This is a genomic window from Sulfurimonas sp. SWIR-19 (genome assembly GCF_020410885.1).
Classification (GTDB): domain Bacteria; phylum Campylobacterota; class Campylobacteria; order Campylobacterales; family Sulfurimonadaceae; genus Sulfurimonas; species Sulfurimonas sediminis.
Map to the genome: position 1 here is coordinate 275,336 of NZ_CP084578.1, position 16,791 is coordinate 292,126.

20 protein-coding genes are annotated in these 16,791 nt (G+C 37.9%); 19 read left to right on the forward strand and 1 reads right to left on the reverse strand.

Annotated elements, in window-relative coordinates; genetic code table 11:
- The first annotated feature begins 41 nt into the window (after nucleotides 1–41).
- The 19 genes from LCX93_RS01460 (at nucleotide 42) to tkt (ending at nucleotide 15,622) form a co-directional block, all read left to right on the forward strand.
- Nucleotides 42–3,200, forward strand: coding sequence for a hypothetical protein (locus LCX93_RS01460; RefSeq protein WP_226067510.1), 3,159 nt, complete (start codon nucleotides 42–44; stop codon nucleotides 3,198–3,200).
- Nucleotides 3,201–3,324: 124 nt separating this feature from the next.
- The gene (locus tag LCX93_RS01465) at nucleotides 3,325–3,501 is read left to right on the forward strand and encodes a helix-turn-helix domain-containing protein (RefSeq protein ID WP_226065952.1); all 177 of its coding nucleotides are present in this window, start codon (nucleotides 3,325–3,327) and stop codon (nucleotides 3,499–3,501) included.
- Between the two features lie 64 nt (nucleotides 3,502–3,565).
- Entirely contained in the window at nucleotides 3,566–3,949 is a 384-nt protein-coding gene (locus LCX93_RS01470; protein WP_226067512.1) for an IS1 family transposase, read from the forward strand.
- A gap of 206 nt (nucleotides 3,950–4,155) precedes the next feature.
- Nucleotides 4,156–4,269, forward strand: a complete 114-nt coding sequence (gene rpmJ / locus LCX93_RS01475; RefSeq protein WP_041675103.1) for a 50S ribosomal protein L36 — start codon at nucleotides 4,156–4,158, stop codon at nucleotides 4,267–4,269.
- Nucleotides 4,270–4,271: 2 nt separating this feature from the next.
- Nucleotides 4,272–4,634 carry a 30S ribosomal protein S13 gene (rpsM, locus tag LCX93_RS01480; RefSeq protein WP_151901223.1) on the forward strand — a complete coding sequence of 121 codons (363 nt, stop codon included), beginning with the start codon at nucleotides 4,272–4,274 and terminating at the stop codon, nucleotides 4,632–4,634.
- A gap of 11 nt (nucleotides 4,635–4,645) precedes the next feature.
- Entirely contained in the window at nucleotides 4,646–5,038 is a 393-nt protein-coding gene (gene rpsK, locus LCX93_RS01485) for a 30S ribosomal protein S11 (protein WP_151901222.1), read from the forward strand.
- An 11-nt stretch (nucleotides 5,039–5,049) separates the two neighbouring features.
- Nucleotides 5,050–5,676: a 30S ribosomal protein S4 gene (gene rpsD / locus LCX93_RS01490; protein WP_151901221.1), complete on the forward strand. Its 627-nt coding sequence runs from the start codon at nucleotides 5,050–5,052 to the stop codon at nucleotides 5,674–5,676.
- 27 nt (nucleotides 5,677–5,703) lie between these two features.
- Entirely contained in the window at nucleotides 5,704–6,708 is a 1,005-nt protein-coding gene (locus LCX93_RS01495; protein WP_226067514.1) for a DNA-directed RNA polymerase subunit alpha, read from the forward strand.
- Nucleotides 6,709–6,719: 11 nt separating this feature from the next.
- Nucleotides 6,720–7,070 (forward strand): 50S ribosomal protein L17, encoded by a 351-nt coding sequence (gene rplQ / locus LCX93_RS01500; protein ID WP_226067517.1) that lies wholly within the window; start codon nucleotides 6,720–6,722, stop codon nucleotides 7,068–7,070.
- A 110-nt stretch (nucleotides 7,071–7,180) separates the two neighbouring features.
- Complete coding sequence (locus LCX93_RS01505) at nucleotides 7,181–8,425, forward strand: aldo/keto reductase (RefSeq protein WP_226067519.1); 1,245 nt, start codon at nucleotides 7,181–7,183, stop codon at nucleotides 8,423–8,425.
- A gap of 55 nt (nucleotides 8,426–8,480) precedes the next feature.
- Nucleotides 8,481–8,756, forward strand: coding sequence for a NifU family protein (locus tag LCX93_RS01510; protein ID WP_151901217.1), 276 nt, complete (start codon nucleotides 8,481–8,483; stop codon nucleotides 8,754–8,756).
- Nucleotides 8,757–8,765: 9 nt separating this feature from the next.
- Nucleotides 8,766–9,359, forward strand: a complete 594-nt coding sequence (locus tag LCX93_RS01515; protein WP_226067521.1) for a hypothetical protein — start codon at nucleotides 8,766–8,768, stop codon at nucleotides 9,357–9,359.
- Nucleotides 9,349–10,650 carry a UDP-N-acetylmuramoyl-L-alanyl-D-glutamate--2,6-diaminopimelate ligase gene (locus LCX93_RS01520; protein ID WP_226067523.1) on the forward strand — a complete coding sequence of 434 codons (1,302 nt, stop codon included), beginning with the start codon at nucleotides 9,349–9,351 and terminating at the stop codon, nucleotides 10,648–10,650. The genes LCX93_RS01515 and LCX93_RS01520 overlap by 11 nt, the downstream gene beginning before the upstream one ends.
- Nucleotides 10,651–10,744: 94 nt before the next feature.
- Complete coding sequence (locus LCX93_RS01525; RefSeq protein ID WP_193151077.1) at nucleotides 10,745–11,119, forward strand: (2Fe-2S) ferredoxin domain-containing protein; 375 nt, start codon at nucleotides 10,745–10,747, stop codon at nucleotides 11,117–11,119.
- A 9-nt stretch (nucleotides 11,120–11,128) separates the two neighbouring features.
- Nucleotides 11,129–11,494, forward strand: a complete 366-nt coding sequence (gene panD, locus LCX93_RS01530; protein WP_226067525.1) for an aspartate 1-decarboxylase — start codon at nucleotides 11,129–11,131, stop codon at nucleotides 11,492–11,494.
- Between the two features lie 21 nt (nucleotides 11,495–11,515).
- Nucleotides 11,516–11,809, forward strand: coding sequence for a YbaB/EbfC family nucleoid-associated protein (locus tag LCX93_RS01535; protein ID WP_255613236.1), 294 nt, complete (start codon nucleotides 11,516–11,518; stop codon nucleotides 11,807–11,809).
- Complete coding sequence (locus LCX93_RS01540) at nucleotides 11,810–12,790, forward strand: DUF7488 domain-containing protein (RefSeq protein ID WP_226067527.1); 981 nt, start codon at nucleotides 11,810–11,812, stop codon at nucleotides 12,788–12,790.
- Between the two features lie 19 nt (nucleotides 12,791–12,809).
- On the forward strand, nucleotides 12,810–13,664 hold the full coding sequence (locus LCX93_RS01545; RefSeq protein WP_226067529.1) for a polyprenyl synthetase family protein: 855 nt from the start codon (nucleotides 12,810–12,812) through the stop codon (nucleotides 13,662–13,664).
- Nucleotides 13,665–13,699: 35 nt separating this feature from the next.
- Entirely contained in the window at nucleotides 13,700–15,622 is a 1,923-nt protein-coding gene (tkt, locus tag LCX93_RS01550; protein ID WP_226067531.1) for a transketolase, read from the forward strand.
- Nucleotides 15,623–15,625: 3 nt separating this feature from the next.
- On the opposite strand, the gene LCX93_RS01555 is transcribed toward tkt, so the two are convergent.
- Entirely contained in the window at nucleotides 15,626–16,735 is a 1,110-nt protein-coding gene (locus tag LCX93_RS01555; protein ID WP_226067534.1) for a GGDEF domain-containing protein, read from the reverse strand.
- Nucleotides 16,736–16,791 lie beyond the last annotated feature (56 nt).

Consider the following 16,791-nt stretch of genomic DNA (forward strand, 5'->3'; position numbering starts at 1 on the left):
AAGGTTAAAAATAATATAATTTAACCTAAAAAAGGATATTTATGAAAAAAACAATGTTGGCGGGAACAGTAATAGCTCTTTTGCTTACAGGCTGTGGTGGTGGAAGCGGTAGTTCTGAAGTAAATACAAATACAAATTACTTAAGTGATTCAGAGATTGAAGGGGTACATTTTACTTGTGGTTCTGATGAGGGATACACATCTTCGGATGGTGCTTTTACTTATGACCCTTCACAATGTGCTACTGTAGAATTTAATTTAGGTGGAATTACGCTTGGTTCTATTGATATTAACAGTACGCAAAGCGGGGATACATTATATCCTGCCAATCTTTTGGATTTTAATATTACAGATACAAATAATTCTAAAATAGCCCGTTTGGTGCAGTTGTTCCAATCATTGGATAATGATGCCAATCCTTATAATAGAATTTATATTGATAAAGCAACAGAACAGGCGTTAAACGGCATTACACTGGATATGACAGGAGATGTAAGCGAAGCTGATTTAAATGCAACATTACAGGCAATTGGTAAAAGCCTGATTAGACAAAATGATGCAATTGCACACTATGAAGAAACATTGCGAAATGATTTAAACAGTACTGTATCCACAGTGCCACCGGCGACTCCTATTTTAAATATAACAGATATTTATACGGATAGTCTGGGTTTATTGGGAATGTCAGGAACAAAAATTCAAGTTGATGGTAATTACACAGGTATAGATATTAATGCTACAAATGAGGGAAATATTAATCTTGGCAATTATGATTGGAATAATCCAAACCTGCACGCCTCTATCGCTTTGGTAGATGAGTTAAACAGAACAAGTGAACCATTTGTATATCGTCCTGATAATCAGACACTAGATGCACGTGATGTGCAGAGGGCAAAAGAGTTGTTTGAACAAGCAGTTAATAAAAGAGCATTTCAATACCATCCAACATATAATGTTACGGGAAACAGTTTTTCTTTAACCTTTAGTCAACCACAAGAAGCGCCTGCAACCGAAAATCAATCTTATCCGGTAGATGTAAATATATCTAAAGGCAGTGCACATACAACTGTTACTTATACTGAAACCATTCCGTTTAGTCAAGATTTACGTGATGAAGAAGAGGTGCAAAATATTAAAAGTGCTTTAATAGCAAGTGGTGATTACAGAAGTCCTTTAAACTATAACCAAAAATGGCCGACAGGAGATTCTTATACTATCACGTATAGCGAACCTAAAAGAAATCCAACTGCAATAGACCAGCGCTATAATGTAACGGTGACAATAACAAAAGGCAATGCTACCGATTATATTACTTATAGTGAGTTTGTGCCTACAAATAATGTTTCAGTTGATCTTAACAACGGAACACAGGCTCTGCTGACACAAGATTATCAAAATGCTTACGATGTTTTGGATGCTGCATCCGGGCAAGAAGGTAAAGTATTTTATAAAATTGGTGATGAAAACAGTTTTATTGGAACGGCAATGGCGGTAGACCCATCTTTAATTGGTGCAAATGTGGCATCTTCAGAAGATTTATTAAATCAACTATTGAGTAATAGTTCTAATTTAAATGCAATAAATGTCAATCACAACAGTGACGGTTCATTAATTGCAAGGTATGAAATTACAGGAAATCAGACGCAGAGTTTGTATGATATTTTGAATAACTTACTTTCCGGGATTAATTATTCTGTTGATAATTTGGATTTAAGCCAATTTCCGGTTGTCAGTGATGCTATTGTAGATTTTTATATAGAGTACAGCAGTGCAAATAATGCCTATGTTTTAGCAACTATAGTAGATAAAAACTTATCAGCTGACAGTGAAATCTATAAGGTTATCAATAAGGATTCCATTGTAACAAGTAATGAAAAAATAGTTAATGAAAAACAACAGTTCACAATGCCAACAGTAATCAAAAAAGGAGATTTCCTACTTATTATTGATGATTCAGGCAGTATGGGCAGTTCTCAGTCAAGTGCGATTGATGCTGTTCAAAGAACTTTTGCTACGGCAACAGAAAAATATGGGTTGGATTGGAAAGCCACTGTTGTTGGAACTGAAAATGGGCGTGACTATTCTAGCTATACACAATCACCAGTTGAAAATAACATTACACAGCTTACCGATGAAATGTCAATGTTAGGCACAAATGGTGGAGATGAAAGAGGTATGAAAATAGCATACAACTACTTAAGTAATGGTGATATTGTTACAAGAACTGATTCAAGTATGTCTGTCATCTATCTTTCAGACGAGCCTGAACATGCTACATATAATGAAATTGGTCTACAAAACGGAGAAAGTCTTTCCAACTCTTATTTTGTGCTCAATGACATAAAATATAATGTTATTCTTCCTGAAAATTTACAGACTAAAGGGAATTTATCTTATGACATGAGTTTGGCAACAGGCGGAGATATTGCAAACCTGTATAATTATCAAAGTGGTTATGACAGAATGATGCAGTTGGCTGTCCGCTATGCAGTTGCCAAAAGTTCACCAATAAAACTTCAGTATCCGGCAATTGCCTCATCTATCAATGTTACTGTAGACGGGCAACTGGTAAATGACTGGGAATATGATTCAGTTGAACAGGCTATAGTATTTGACGCAACACATGCGCCGGCAGTAGGTTCCAATGTTGAGGTGACATATTCTCATTTGGACTATGATGCGATTGTGCAAAATGCTCAACAAGAGTTTAATGCTTTAAGTGATAGTGAAAAAAGAGACTACACCAATAAAGATGTAGAGATTACATTTGATCCGGCACAACCACGTGCAGCATTGAGCGATAGAGATCAGACATATCCTGTGACTGTGACTTTTAGTACTCATGGTTATACTCGAATTGCGTCATTTACAGAAACAGTTGCAAGAGCTGATTTTAATATTGTTTCAAATGCAGATTGGAAGCAAAACGGTACAACCTTTACATCAAATAATCATACGAATTCATCAACAAGTCAATTGGAAGTTCAGATTCTAAAAGATACGGTTATTGATTACAGTGTAAGCAGTGAAGCCGGATATGACTATTTGACAATTGATAATAATGGTACAAGAATGATTAGCGAATCTGGCGAAAACAATGGCAGTATAAATGTATCCAATGGAGATACTTTATTGATTAAATACACTAAAGATGGTGGTGTGTCATCAGGCAGTGATGAGGCGATAATTACTATACATTGATTTTAGCTACAAAGATGCATAGCCTGGGGGAATGACATTATTTAGTCAGTGCCCCCAATGCGGCACTGACTAACTAGAACAGAAATTGCTTAAAAAGATAAAATTCATAAAGAAGGATTTTATCATGGCAGTAAAAGAGAGTGAAAGAAAATACAGACCATATAAACGATTAACACAAGAGCAGATAGAACTTATATATAAACTCTTTGAAGAGAAGATGGAACAAAGGAAGATAGCAAGAGTACTAGGAGTGCACTTGCGTACAGTACAATACCATTTAAAAAAAACTCAACGAATATAAAGATCTTTATATCGACTTTGCAAACAGAATCAAATCGGCACCTGTAGTCTTTACATACATGATAATGGATGAACTGTATACATTCATAGGTAAAAAGTCAAAAAGATACTATTTATGGGCATCTATAGCTGTTACACAACATGGAAAATATTTCTATTTTTATCATCTCTCAAGATATAAAAATGCAGGAGCGCTTTTTGAGTTTAATCAACAACTCCCGTCTACAGATAAAATATACTGTGACGGTTGTTTCTCCTATGATAAGATTTATGGATCTAAAGCAAGTATGGAGAAATCCAAAATAACCAATGTGATTGAAAACCTTAATTCTCAGATAAGAGATAAAATCTCTTATCTTGTTAGAAGAACAAAAGCCCATGCCAGAAGTTATGAGTGGCTTGATAATAGACTTGCCTGGTTCTTTGTTAATAAAAATATTGGTAAATAAGGTTATTTAGTCAGTGCCCCCAATGCACTTAATAATACTTTTACATTTATTTCGATATAATTCCCATCCACTTTACTGTTTTAACAAAGCAAAGAGTATTTCTATCTATATGAATACATGTAGATAAAAGTATTGGCAAGCAAAGTTATTACAAGTGTTATGCGCTTGCCTAAAGGCAGTAAAGATGTTACCACAGGAGACTTTCAATGAAAGTACGTGCTTCAGTAAAGAAGATGTGTGATGACTGTAAAGTTATCAAAAGAAGAGGTATTGTAAGAGTAATCTGCAAGAACCCTAAACATAAACAGAGACAAGGATAATCATGGCTCGTATTGCTGGTGTTGATTTACCTAAGAAAAAAAGAATAGAGTATGCCTTAACATACGTCTATGGAATTGGTCTTCATACTGCCCGTCAAATATTAGACGCGACAGGAATTGACTACAATAAAAGAGTTTTCGAATTAAACGAAGAAGATGTAGCAGCTATAACAAAAGAGATCCGTGAAAACCATATGGTTGAGGGTGATTTGCGTAAAAAAGTTGCTATGGATATTAAAGCACTTATGGATTTAGGTTCATACAGAGGGCTTCGTCACCGTCGTGGTCTTCCATGCCGTGGTCAAAAAACTAAGACAAATGCGCGTACTCGTAAGGGTAAACGTAAAACTGTCGGCGCAGCGTAAGGAATTATAGTATGGCAAAAAGAAAAGCTGTTAGAAAAAAAGTAATAAAAAAGAATATATCACGTGGTATCATTCATATTGCGGCATCATTTAATAATACTCTTGTGACTATTACTGATGAAATGGGTAATATGATTGCTTGGAGTTCTGCTGGTTCTTTAGGATTTAAAGGTTCTAAAAAATCAACTCCGTTTGCTGCACAGGCTGCTGTTGAAGATGCAGTTGCAAAAGCACAGGTACATGGTATAAAAGAGCTTGGTATTAAAGTTCAAGGTCCCGGTTCTGGTCGTGAAACTGCAGTAAAAGCTGTCGGTGCCATCGAAGGAATCCGTGTTACATTTATGAAAGATGTTACACCATTACCACACAACGGTTGTCGCGCGCCTAAGCGTCGTAGAGTTTAAGGAGATTACTGATGGCAAGATATAGAGGTCCAGTAGAAAAAATCGAGAGAAGATTCGGAGTAAGCCTTAACCTAAAAGGTGAGCGTCGTTTGGCAGGAAAATCTGCTTTAGAGAAGCGTCCTTACGGTCCAGGTCAACATGGTCAACGTCGTAAAAAAGTTTCTGAGTATGGTTTACAGCTTAATGAAAAGCAAAAAGCGAAATTTATGTATGGTATTTCTGAAAAGCAATTCCGTGCTTTATTCGTTGAAGCTAAGCGTCGTGATGGAAATACAGGTACAAACCTTATTACATTAATCGAGCAGAGATTAGACAATGTTGTGTACAGAATGGGATTTGCATCTACTCGTAGATTTGCACGTCAACTCGTAACACACGGTCATATTTTGGTAGATGGCAAAAAACTTGATATTCCTTCTTACCGCGTGAAACCGGGACAGAAGATTGAAGTAAAAGAAGCAAGCAAAAAGAACAATCAGATTGTTCGTGCTATTGAGCTTACAAACCAAACTGGTCTTGCTCCTTGGGTAGACATTGATGCTGAAAAAGTGTATGGTATCTTTACTCGTCTTCCAGAGCGTGAAGAAGTTGTTATTCCAGTTGAAGAACGTTTAATCGTTGAACTTTACTCGAAATAATAATTTAATATAAAAGGCGTAAAAGATATGAAAAAAATTAAAACTACTCCACTTGCTCCACAAGAGTTTGAGGTAGAACAAATAAGTGAAAATGAAGCAAACATTATGGCATACCCTTTTGAAGTAGGGTACGCTATATCGTTGGCTCATCCACTTCGCCGTTTTTTATTAAGCAGTTCGGTTGGTTATGCGCCAATCGCAATTAAAATCGAAGGTGCCAAACATGAGTTTGACTCAGTTCGCGGTATGCTTGAAGATATTTCAGATTTTATTTTAAATTTGAAAGAGATACGCTTTAAACTGAACAATGATGCAACAGAAGCCGAGATTAACTACAGCTTTGCGGGACCGTGTACCATAAAAGGCGGCGATCTTAGCAATGATGAAGTAGAGGTGGTAACACCGGATGCTCCGCTTGCAACTTTAAATGAAGATTCTACATTGAATTTCACGCTTAAAATTGCACAGGGTATCGGCTATGTTGCAAGTGAAGATACTGCTGCGGAAGTTGATGATGATGAATATATCGCATTGGATGCATATTTTACTCCGGTAAGAAGTGCTACGTATAAAATTGACAATGTACTGGTAGAAGATAACCCTAACTTTGAAAGAGTTATTATGAATATCAGAACTGACGGACAAATTTCACCAATCGATGCATTTAGAAACTCTTTGGAGGTAATGTATGCACAGTTGGCTGTATTTAATTCAGAAATCAGTATTAAAGCTCCTGCTACCATAGAAAGAGTTGAAGAGTCACCTGATTTGAAAAAACTAACAACAAACATTGACAGTTTAGGATTAAGTGCGCGTAGCTTTAATTGTCTTGATCGCTCAAACATTAAACTTATTGGTGAGATTGTACTAATGAGTACAAACGATTTGAAAAATGTAAAAAATCTTGGAAAAAAATCTTACGATGAAATCGTAGAAAAAGTTCAAGAGTTTGGTTTTGAAGTTGGTGCTGATTTAGCTGATGATGTAGTTACTGCACTAAAAAAGAAAATAGAAGCCGTACAGGCACAATAGAGGAATGAGATATGAGACACCGTCATGGATATCGTAAGCTGGGTCGTACAAGTGCACACCGTAAAGCACTTTTAGCGAACCTTAGTATTTCGTTAATAGAACATGGTAAAATTGAAACAACTGCTGTAAAAGCAAAAGAGCTACGCTCTTATATTGAGAAACTTATCACAATTGCTGGTAAAAATGACTCAAATGCACACAGAGCAGTATTTGCTGCGCTTCAAAACAAAGAAGCAACGAAAACTTTAGTAAATGAACTCGCACCGAAGTATGTTGATCGTACAGGTGGATATACTAGAATAGTGAGAACTCGTATTCGTCGTGGTGATGCTACACCAATGGCATTTATCGAATTAGTATAGTTACTATATTTGCAATACCAGACCCTGTGTCTGTTATTGCAACTTCTTTTTAAACTTTCCCCATAAGAGAATTTACGAATTCTAAAATACTTTACAATACAGGACGCATTATGAGTACTTTCGCATTCGGAACTTACAGAGTCACAGATGAAAATCCTTTGCATATCGAAGCATTGAAAGAGGCTGTTTACGCCGGGGTAGAGTTGATTGACACATCTACAAACTATACAGACGGCGGTGCTGAAAGAGCAATAGGCAAAGTGCTGCGCAGTGTTCCTGATGCAATCAGAGATAAAATTAAAATCGTAAGCAAATACGGATATATCCAGGGTTCAAATTTGCTTGCACACAAAGAAAAACCTTTTGAGGATGTTGTAGAGTTCAGCGAACACTGTTACCACTCCATTGCAAAATCGTTTCTAAAAAAACAGCTTGATGCTTCACTCAAAAGAGTGCAAATGAGCAGAATTGATTGTTATTTAATTCACAATCCTGAGTATTTTTTGCTTGATGCTCTCAATAAAGGCAAAAAAAAAGATGAAGTTTTGGATGAAATGTATCAAAGAATCTATGAAGCATTTGTCGGCCTGGAGGAAGAGGTCAAAGAGGGACGTATCAATTCCTATGGTATCAGTTCCAACAGCTTTGCAAAGGCAGAGGAAGATTTGGAGTTTCTGCCCTATGAAAGTTTACTGACACTTGCCCAAAATGCCGCAGATGAAGCAGGAAACAAACAACACAGTTTTACCACAGTGCAACTGCCAATAAACAAAGTTGAAAGAGAAGGTCTCAAATGTGCGGCATGGGCGAAAAAAAACGGATTGAGAGTTCTTGCCAACCGTCCGTTAAATGCACAAAAAAACAAACTGATGCACAGACTTGCCGATTATGAGGAAAGCAGGGAGTATTATACCTATCTGAATGAGTTGCTTCAGACCTGTGACAATGATTTACTCAAACCGTTGTATAATTTGATTGAACAAATGGATGAAAACAAACACAAATTCGGATGGATTGGTGAGTATGATACTTTTTTACATTCACAGATTATTCCTCACATAAGAGAAGCATTAAAGAATTTAGAACCGGACTCTTTGGATGAGTTACTCAGATTTGTAGATCTTTTTTTGCAAGAGTACAGAACCATGGTCGCTTATGAGTGTTCAAAACGTGTGAGAAGTGAACTCAAAGAAGAATTTCAGGAGTGTCATAAAAAAGCCCAGGTGTGTGCTTTGGAATTTTTATATAAACAGGATGTAATTGATTATATACTCGTCGGAATGCGAAAGCCTTCTTATGTACAAGAGGTTATGGCTTTAAAAGACGAGTTAAATAATAATTTTATGACTTGTTAAGCGATTTTGTCATATTTTATGATAATAGAAGAGTTATAATATAAAAAGGATAAGTATGATTCCATTTACAGATGAAGAATTGTTGGAACCGGTTCGGCGTGTTATAGACAAGGTGCGCCCCTCTTTGGCGCTTGACGGCGGAGACATAGATTTTATTACCGTAAAAAACGGAAGTGTCTATGTGCAGTTAAAAGGTGCATGCATAGGGTGTGCGAGCAGTGGAAGTACATTAAAGTACGGTGTCGAGAGACAGTTACGCATGGATATTCATCCTGAAATAACTGTTGTCAATGTCCCAATGGGCATGGAAAACGATATAGATAATTTATAAAAGAAGCATATGGGAACAATAAGTAAATATAAAATATTATCACAGGCAAAAGAGAATTTTTCACGGGCGGAATATAAGAATGCCTTAGATAAATTTGCACAGGTTTTGCAAAATGATCCGGATTCAAAAGAGGCTTTTAACGGGGTTATACTTTCGGAAATGGCTATGAGCGGAGAAGAAGGTGCCGAAGCCCTGTTTGATTATTATGAAATATTAAGAGTAGAAGACAAAGAAGAAGCTGATGCCATTATGAGTGAAATACTTGAAAGCATGGATGGTACCTTGGAAAAACTTAGTGAAGTGTTTGCCGAACCTTTGCGTAACAGATTGGAGTTTGAAGAGGGGATTCTCTACAGTGATTTTCAAAAAATTCTGGATGAAGGCGGAGATTTTGTAGAAACTTTTGAAAATATCATGTTCTCTACCCGGGTAATTATAACAAACAAAGAAGATTTTTTAGATTTTTTAGACAAACTGATAGAACATGATTTTGCACAAATGGCATTAACCTACCTTGAAAATGCTCTGAGTGTATACCCTGGTGACAAACTCTTGCGAAAACTGTTAAAAAAACTGGCACAGGGCAAAAATATTGAAAATTGAACTGCCAAATCAAGCCTATAAATATATCACTGAAAATTCAAAAGAGTGTGATGCCGAGACGGCTTTTGTCCTGACGCACCAAAACAGTGACTATGTAGAAGACGCAAAGAAGAATAATGCCCACTCTATTGTCAAAATCGAAGATATTGCAGAGTTCTTTGGTATTGACCAGATTAAAATAATCGGTATTACCGGTACAAACGGGAAAACGACAACAGCAAGCGCAATATATTCATTTTTGCTTGATCTGGGATATAAAACTGCAATGCAGGGAACCCGAGGACTCTTTATGAATGATGAAACATATGAGGGAAAAACGCTTACCACTCCATCTGTACTCAATACCTATAGGCATATTTATCAGGCAGTGAGTGCGGGATGTGAGTATTTTGTAATGGAAGTAAGCTCCCATGCTATAGCACAAAAACGCATTGAAGGCCTCAATTTTGCGCTGAAAATTTTGACAAATATCACGCAGGATCATCTGGATTATCATAAAACTCTTGAAGAGTATATATACGTCAAAAACAGTTTTTTTCAGGATGAGAGCAAAAAACTTATAAACAAAGATGAATCCAAAGCCTCATTTAATTTTAAAAATGCCTATACATATGGCATTGAAAACCCTGCAACATACAGACTTATGGCGTATTCTCTCAATGATGGTTCAAGTGGTATTATCCAGCATTTTCAAGAAATTGTCCCTTTTACCGCTTCACTGCACGGTTTTTTTAATCTGTATAATCTCATGGCTGCCATATCGGCAACACATCTCATAACAGACAAAAATCTTGAAGAGATTGCAGATGTAGTGGATAATTTTGCAGGTGTAAGCGGAAGAATGGAACAGGTCTGTGCTGCTCCGAATGTCATAGTGGATTTTGCACACACTCCTGACGGTATGGCACAGGTGCTTAATGCTTTAAAAGAGAAAGAGCTGATTGTTGTTTTTGGAGCAGGCGGTGACAGAGACAGAAAAAAACGACCGCTTATGGGCAGGGTAGCTGCAAGTCTTGCCAAAAAGGTCATTGTTACGAGTGACAACCCGCGTCATGAAGATCCGCAGACAATTGTAGAGGATATTTTAGAAGGTATACAGGAAAAATCAAATATTATGGTTGAGCTTAACAGAAAAAAAGCAATACAGATGGCACTTGATATGCAAGAAGAAGATGATGTTGTCGTTATTCTCGGAAAAGGCGATGAAACAGACCAAATTATTTATGATGAAAAATTTCCTTTTGATGACAGAGAAGTTGTAAAAGAACTTTTAAATTTAGAGCGAAAATAGTAGAAAACAGCTTAAAAATCTAAACTTATTTCACTTTATTAGAAAACAGATGCATATTTTCGATATAATTGCGAAAAAATTAAGGATTATTTCAATGGGAATTCCACAACCGGCATTTTATATCTTCAAGTGTGAGCAGTCTGCTCCTCCGGGTATGCCAAAACCATCATGTGTTACACCAGAGACACAGGACCTGTTCCAGTACACAGCGCAAAAGCTGATGAAAGAAGGAATTATGATGACTGCACCGATTGTGCGTACTTCATGCCTTAACCGTTGTTCAGCAGGTCCTGTAATGTTAGTAGAGCCGGGACATACTATGTATGTAGGCTTAAACAAAGAAAAAATTGACCGCATTATAGAAGAACATATAATTGGCGGGAAAGTTGTGCAAGAGTATGTAATTGATTCTGAAATGTGGGATGATCCTATATCTCCTGCTGATGCAAAAAAACAGATGGGAATGTAGGAAACAGTCATGTTGATGGAAATGTTGTACAGTAAGATACACCGTGCTACCGTAACAGATGCTAACTTGAACTATGTTGGTTCGATCACCATAGACGAAGAACTTTTAGAAGCTGCCAAGATGAGAGTCGGACAAAAAGTAGAAATACTCAACATCAATAACGGTGAGCGATTTTCGACTTACATCATTCTGGGTGAAAGAGGAAAACGCGATATCTGTTTAAATGGTGCTGCAGCGAGAAAAGTACACAAAGGTGATAAAGTTATCATTGTAGCTTATGGCACATACGATGAAAAAGAACTTGAAAGATACAAACCTAAAGTTGTTATTTTGGATGATGACAACAACATAGACGCTGTTCACGATGAGATCTAAGAATGAATGTGAGATGTCATAGTGTTTGGTAATTTGGGTGATATGGGTAAACTCCTTGAAGGAATGCAAGAGAATGCTGCAAAACTTCAAGAAGAGTTGGCATCGAAAACTTTTAGTGTCAAAAGCGGCGGCGGATTGATTGAACTTACACTCAACGGCAACGGCGAAGTCATTGACCTCAATATTGACGATGAGCTCCTAAGTGACAAAGATTCTCTGCAGATTTTACTCATAGGTGCCATCAACGATGCAAACAAAATGGTACAACAAAATCAACAAAACAGTGCTCTGAGCATGTTTGGCGGACTCAAATAGGTGCTTCGCCTATTTATCATACTTCATCTCTTTTTTTTAAATGTTTATGCCTGTAAAGGCGGTTATGATTTTTGTATACAAAAAGCAAAAGATGCAAAAATCATGCAGCAAAGTTTTCTTTCTATCCCTGTCCAAAATAATCAGCGTATTGTTTTTTCGCACAAGAAGCCAAAATCAAAAATTTTAAAATATGATCCTTTTCTTTCTCTTTATCTTGTTGAGGACAAGGAACATTTTGTATATCCTTATGATCTCAATATGCGTTTACAGCTTGGAACTGCTGTACTCAATAACAAAACGGCAAAAGAGGGCAAGATGCTGCAACATCAGATCGGACTGAATTTTTTTGGAAAATACAGCCAAAAATTTCCTGCCCCGGCAATTATCAGCAGCAGTTGCTGTTCTTTGGAAGCGATACTAAGCGACAAGGGTGTCATAGAAAAAGAGTATCTGCACTATTTTTTGACAACAAAAAAAGCCCGATATGCCGATATTGGCATACGCGTGCATGAGCAAAACAAACAGGTTTTTGTAGATGCGAGTGATCCCTTTATGCCAGACAACCCTTTTAAAGTGGGTGACTGCATAATAGAGTACGATACAAAAAGAGTCGATAATGCCGCATCATTGATGCGAAAAATTCTTTTTGCGCCTGTGGGCTCAAAACATACTATGAAAATAAAACGGGGTGCAGCGTTTTTGACCTTTGCGTTGCAGAGCCGAAAAAGATACGGCGGCGGATTTGTCAGTGATACATTTTTGGAACAAAAAGGGATTTATTTTGATGAAGCTTTACATGTAAGCATGACAGAGAAAGATTTTCAAAATTACGGACTGAAAATCGGAGACAGACTCATACAGGTCAACGGAGTTCCTGTGTCAAACCAGAATGAACTGCGAAAATATATAGAAAATTTTAAAGACTACTCTTCTTTGTTATTTGAACGCAATAACTTTCAGTTTTTTGTAAAGATTAAGTAGAAAAACAATACAATTTCACATGCAAAACTTCGAACAATTTTTATTGGACAACTTACCGACAGCACAAAGTATTCATCCTACATATGAGCGTGCCTTGCAAGATATGCTTAAAGCAGGCGGCAAAAGATTTCGTCCTGCATTGCTGCTCGGTGTGGTCAAAGCGTACAACCCTCTCATGCTTGAATCTGCAAACCATGCGGCTCTGGCTGTAGAATTTTTGCATACCTATTCGCTTATTCATGATGATTTGCCGGCTATGGATGATTCTCCTCTGCGGCGCGGTCATCCGACCTTACATGTAAGCTTTGATGAAGTGACGGCAATTTTGGCAGGGGATGCTCTCAATACCTATGCCTTCGAATTTTTGTCCAATGCTCCTTTTTCTGATGAAATACGGGTAAAACTGATTCGTGAGCTTGCAAGCAACGGCGGACTGGGTGGTATGGTGCTGGGACAGGCTATAGACTGTTATTTTGAAAACAAACCTTTGAAGATAGAAGAGATTAAGATTTTGCACACCAACAAAACAGCAAAACTCATTGCCGCCTCTTTGAAAATGGGCGCTCTTATTGTAGGGCGTGAAGATATGGCAGAAAAGCTGTATGATTTTGGGATTAAACTCGGATTGCTGTTTCAAATTCAGGATGATATTCTGGATGTCACACAGAGTTCAGACGAAGCAGGGAAACTGACAAACAATGATGAAGAGAAAAACAGTTTTGTAACGATACTTGGACTGCAAACGGCAATGCAGGAGGCAAATCTTTTAGCAGATGAGCTAAACAGTGAAATGTGTAATTTTGATGAGAGCTTGTCAGGCGAGTTGTCACCTCTGTTAACGAAGTATATCAACAGACACAAATCGACTTCTTAGAAAACTTTGAAGTCTACTTAATACAAGGAATAAAAATGAATGAGAATAAAATGCGTCAAAAAATGGCAAACACGATCAGATTTTTAGCAGCAGATATGGTACAGCGTGCTAACTCGGGCCATCCGGGTGCACCTATGGGGCTTGCAGATATTGCAGTGGTTTTAAGTGAGCATTTAAAACACAATCCTAAAAACCCGTCATGGCTCAATCGTGACAGACTTGTCTTTTCAGGCGGGCATGCAACAGGACTAATTTATTCTCTTTATTATCTTTGGGGATACGGTTTGGAGCTTGAAGATTTGAAACAGTTCCGTCAGCTTGATTCTAAAACACCGGGACATCCTGAATATGGACATACACAAGGGGTTGAGATTACTACAGGTCCTTTGGGACAGGGAATCGCCAATGCGGTAGGTTTTTCTATGGCTTCAAAGTATGTCGGTGCACAGGTCAATTCGGATACAGCGAAACTGATTGATCACACTGTCTACTGTTTATGTGGAGACGGTGACCTGGAAGAGGGCATCTCTTATGAGGCATGCTCTCTTGCAGGACACAACAAACTGGACAATCTTATTCTCATTTATGATTCGAACCGTATTACTATTGAGGGCAATACGGATTTGAGTATCTCAGAAGACATCCGTGCACGTTTTGAATCACAGTGCTGGGAAGTGCTTGAGTGTAACGGGCATGATTATGATGAGATAGACACAACAATTACTCAGGCAAAAAAAGCAGACAGACCGGTACTTATTATTGCAAATACTATTATAGCAAAAGGTGCCGGACCGTTAGAAGGTTCTCATCATGCCCATGGTGCACCGCTTGGTGAGGATGTGATTGCCGATGCCAAAAGAGGGGCAGGGTTTGATCCGGAGAAAAAATTCTTTGTGCCTGAGGATGTAATGGTGCGTTTTCGATGTGCCATTGAAGCGGGAGACCTGGCAGAGAGAGAGTGGATTCATTCGCTTAAAACTGCACCGCTGATGGAGCAAAACGAAGCACTTGAAGCACTGCTTAATGCAGATTATTCAAGGATTCAGTGGCCGACTTTTGAAAAAGCGGATGCAACAAGAAATACAAACGGAAAAATTCTCAATGCCATAGCCAAAGCGATTCCTGGCTTTATCGGTGGTTCAGCGGATTTAAGTCCTTCAAACAAAACATATCTGAATGATATGGGTGTATTTCCAAAAGGCAAAAACATCTATTTCGGTATTCGCGAGCATGCTATGGCGGCTATTGCCAATGCAATGGCGCTGTATGGTCCTTTGATGCCGTTTATTTCGACATTCTTTGTATTTTCAGACTACCTCAAGCCTGCTGCAAGGATTGCGGCACTGACAGGCATTCAGCAGTTTTTTGTATGGACGCATGACAGTATCGGTGTTGGAGAAGACGGGCCTACGCATGAGCCGATTGAACACCTTTCACAGTTTCGTGCCCTGCCGAACTTTTATGTATGGCGTCCGGCAGACGGTGCTGAAAATGTTGCAGCATGGAAAACAGCATTGACAATGAAAAAATCACCCTCAGCCTTTGTATGTTCCCGTCAGGGGCTTGCAGTTGTTCCCGCTCCTGTAAAAGGGGAAATCAGTCGTGGCGGATATCTTTTGGCAAGTGATGAGAATGCAACAATTACGCTTATTGCTTCAGGAAGTGAAGTGGAACTGGCACTCAAAACAAAAGAGGCACTGAATGAAAAAGGTCTTTTTGCCAATGTTGTTTCTGTTCCGTGCTATGACTTGTTTATAGAACAGGATCAGGACTATATCAATGAAATTATTCTTCAAGATACAAAAAAAGTAGCCATCGAAGCAGCGCGCGGACTGGAGTGGTATCGTTTGGCCGATGTTGTCATAGGCATGGATACTTTCGGAGCATCCGCACCGGCAAAAGAACTGTTTGAGAAGTTTGGATTTACTGTTGATGCCATAGTGGAAAAAATAAAATAGTATTTATGATTCCCGGCTGATTTGGCTTCTGTTTCGGCCCTTATATTTGGCACCGTACAGAGCCTTGTCCGCATATTTATAAAGCAGACTGATATTTTTTTCATTCTCAAGATGATCAAAGGTCGCTATTCCTATACTGACTGTCAAAAAGTCTGATATTTTAGATGCTTTATGCTCTATCTTCAGGTTTTCAATGATTTTTGTGAGTTGGGATATCCATTCATGTGTTTTTTCTTTGTCATTTGAAAGAATTATGCCTGCAAACTCTTCTCCTCCGAGTCTGAAAACAAAATCATCACCTCTTTGTATGTGTTCCTGGAGTACATTTGCTACCTGTATGAGGGTTTCATCCCCTTTTATATGCCCATAAAAATCATTGTAGAGTTTAAAATAGTCAATATCCAAAATAAAAAAAGTGATACACAGATTCTGTCTCGTCGCCAAAGAAGAGAGTTTTGCTTCCATATTGTCATAATATCTTCTGTTGTATAAGCCTGTAAGCTGATCCGTTATAGACTGCTGATGCAGCTCTTCACTTCTTGCGCGCTCTTTGGCTCTTGCAAGCTGTAAATCCCGTTGAGCCGCATCTAAAAGGGCCTCATAGATATACATACAGAGCGTGAGAATTGTAGAAGCAAGCACCAGTCGTACCCAGTCTACAAAGTGCCACTCACCTGCATTCCATACATTGATATAATGGTAGGAAAGAGCAAAAAGAATGGTGTAGAACAGGAGTGAAAAATACAACCCGACTTTTTTACCGTTACTGATAATGGCAAAAATGGGAACAAAAATAGTCCAGATTAAAGAGAAATGAGAGGCCTGTGAAATATATGCAAAAACAAGAAAAAAGACAACAACATTGAAAGTCACTATACGGACGGAAAGAAGAATATTTCCCGTTTTCTGCATATAAATATAAGACACTATACTGACTGCGGCAGAGATGGAGTCTATAATCGCTACCCAGTACTGCTGAATCAGAAGGTTGATACAGGCAAAAAGTGAAAAGAGAACAATAGTGGCAATCAAGGCAAATTTTATGACAATAGCACGTCTGTTACAAAAATCACTCTCTTTTTCCAGGATAAAAAAATCTAATATATTCTTCATAAAATAATTATATCACAATCATCACATATTTTTTATATCGGGGGAGATAAAATTTT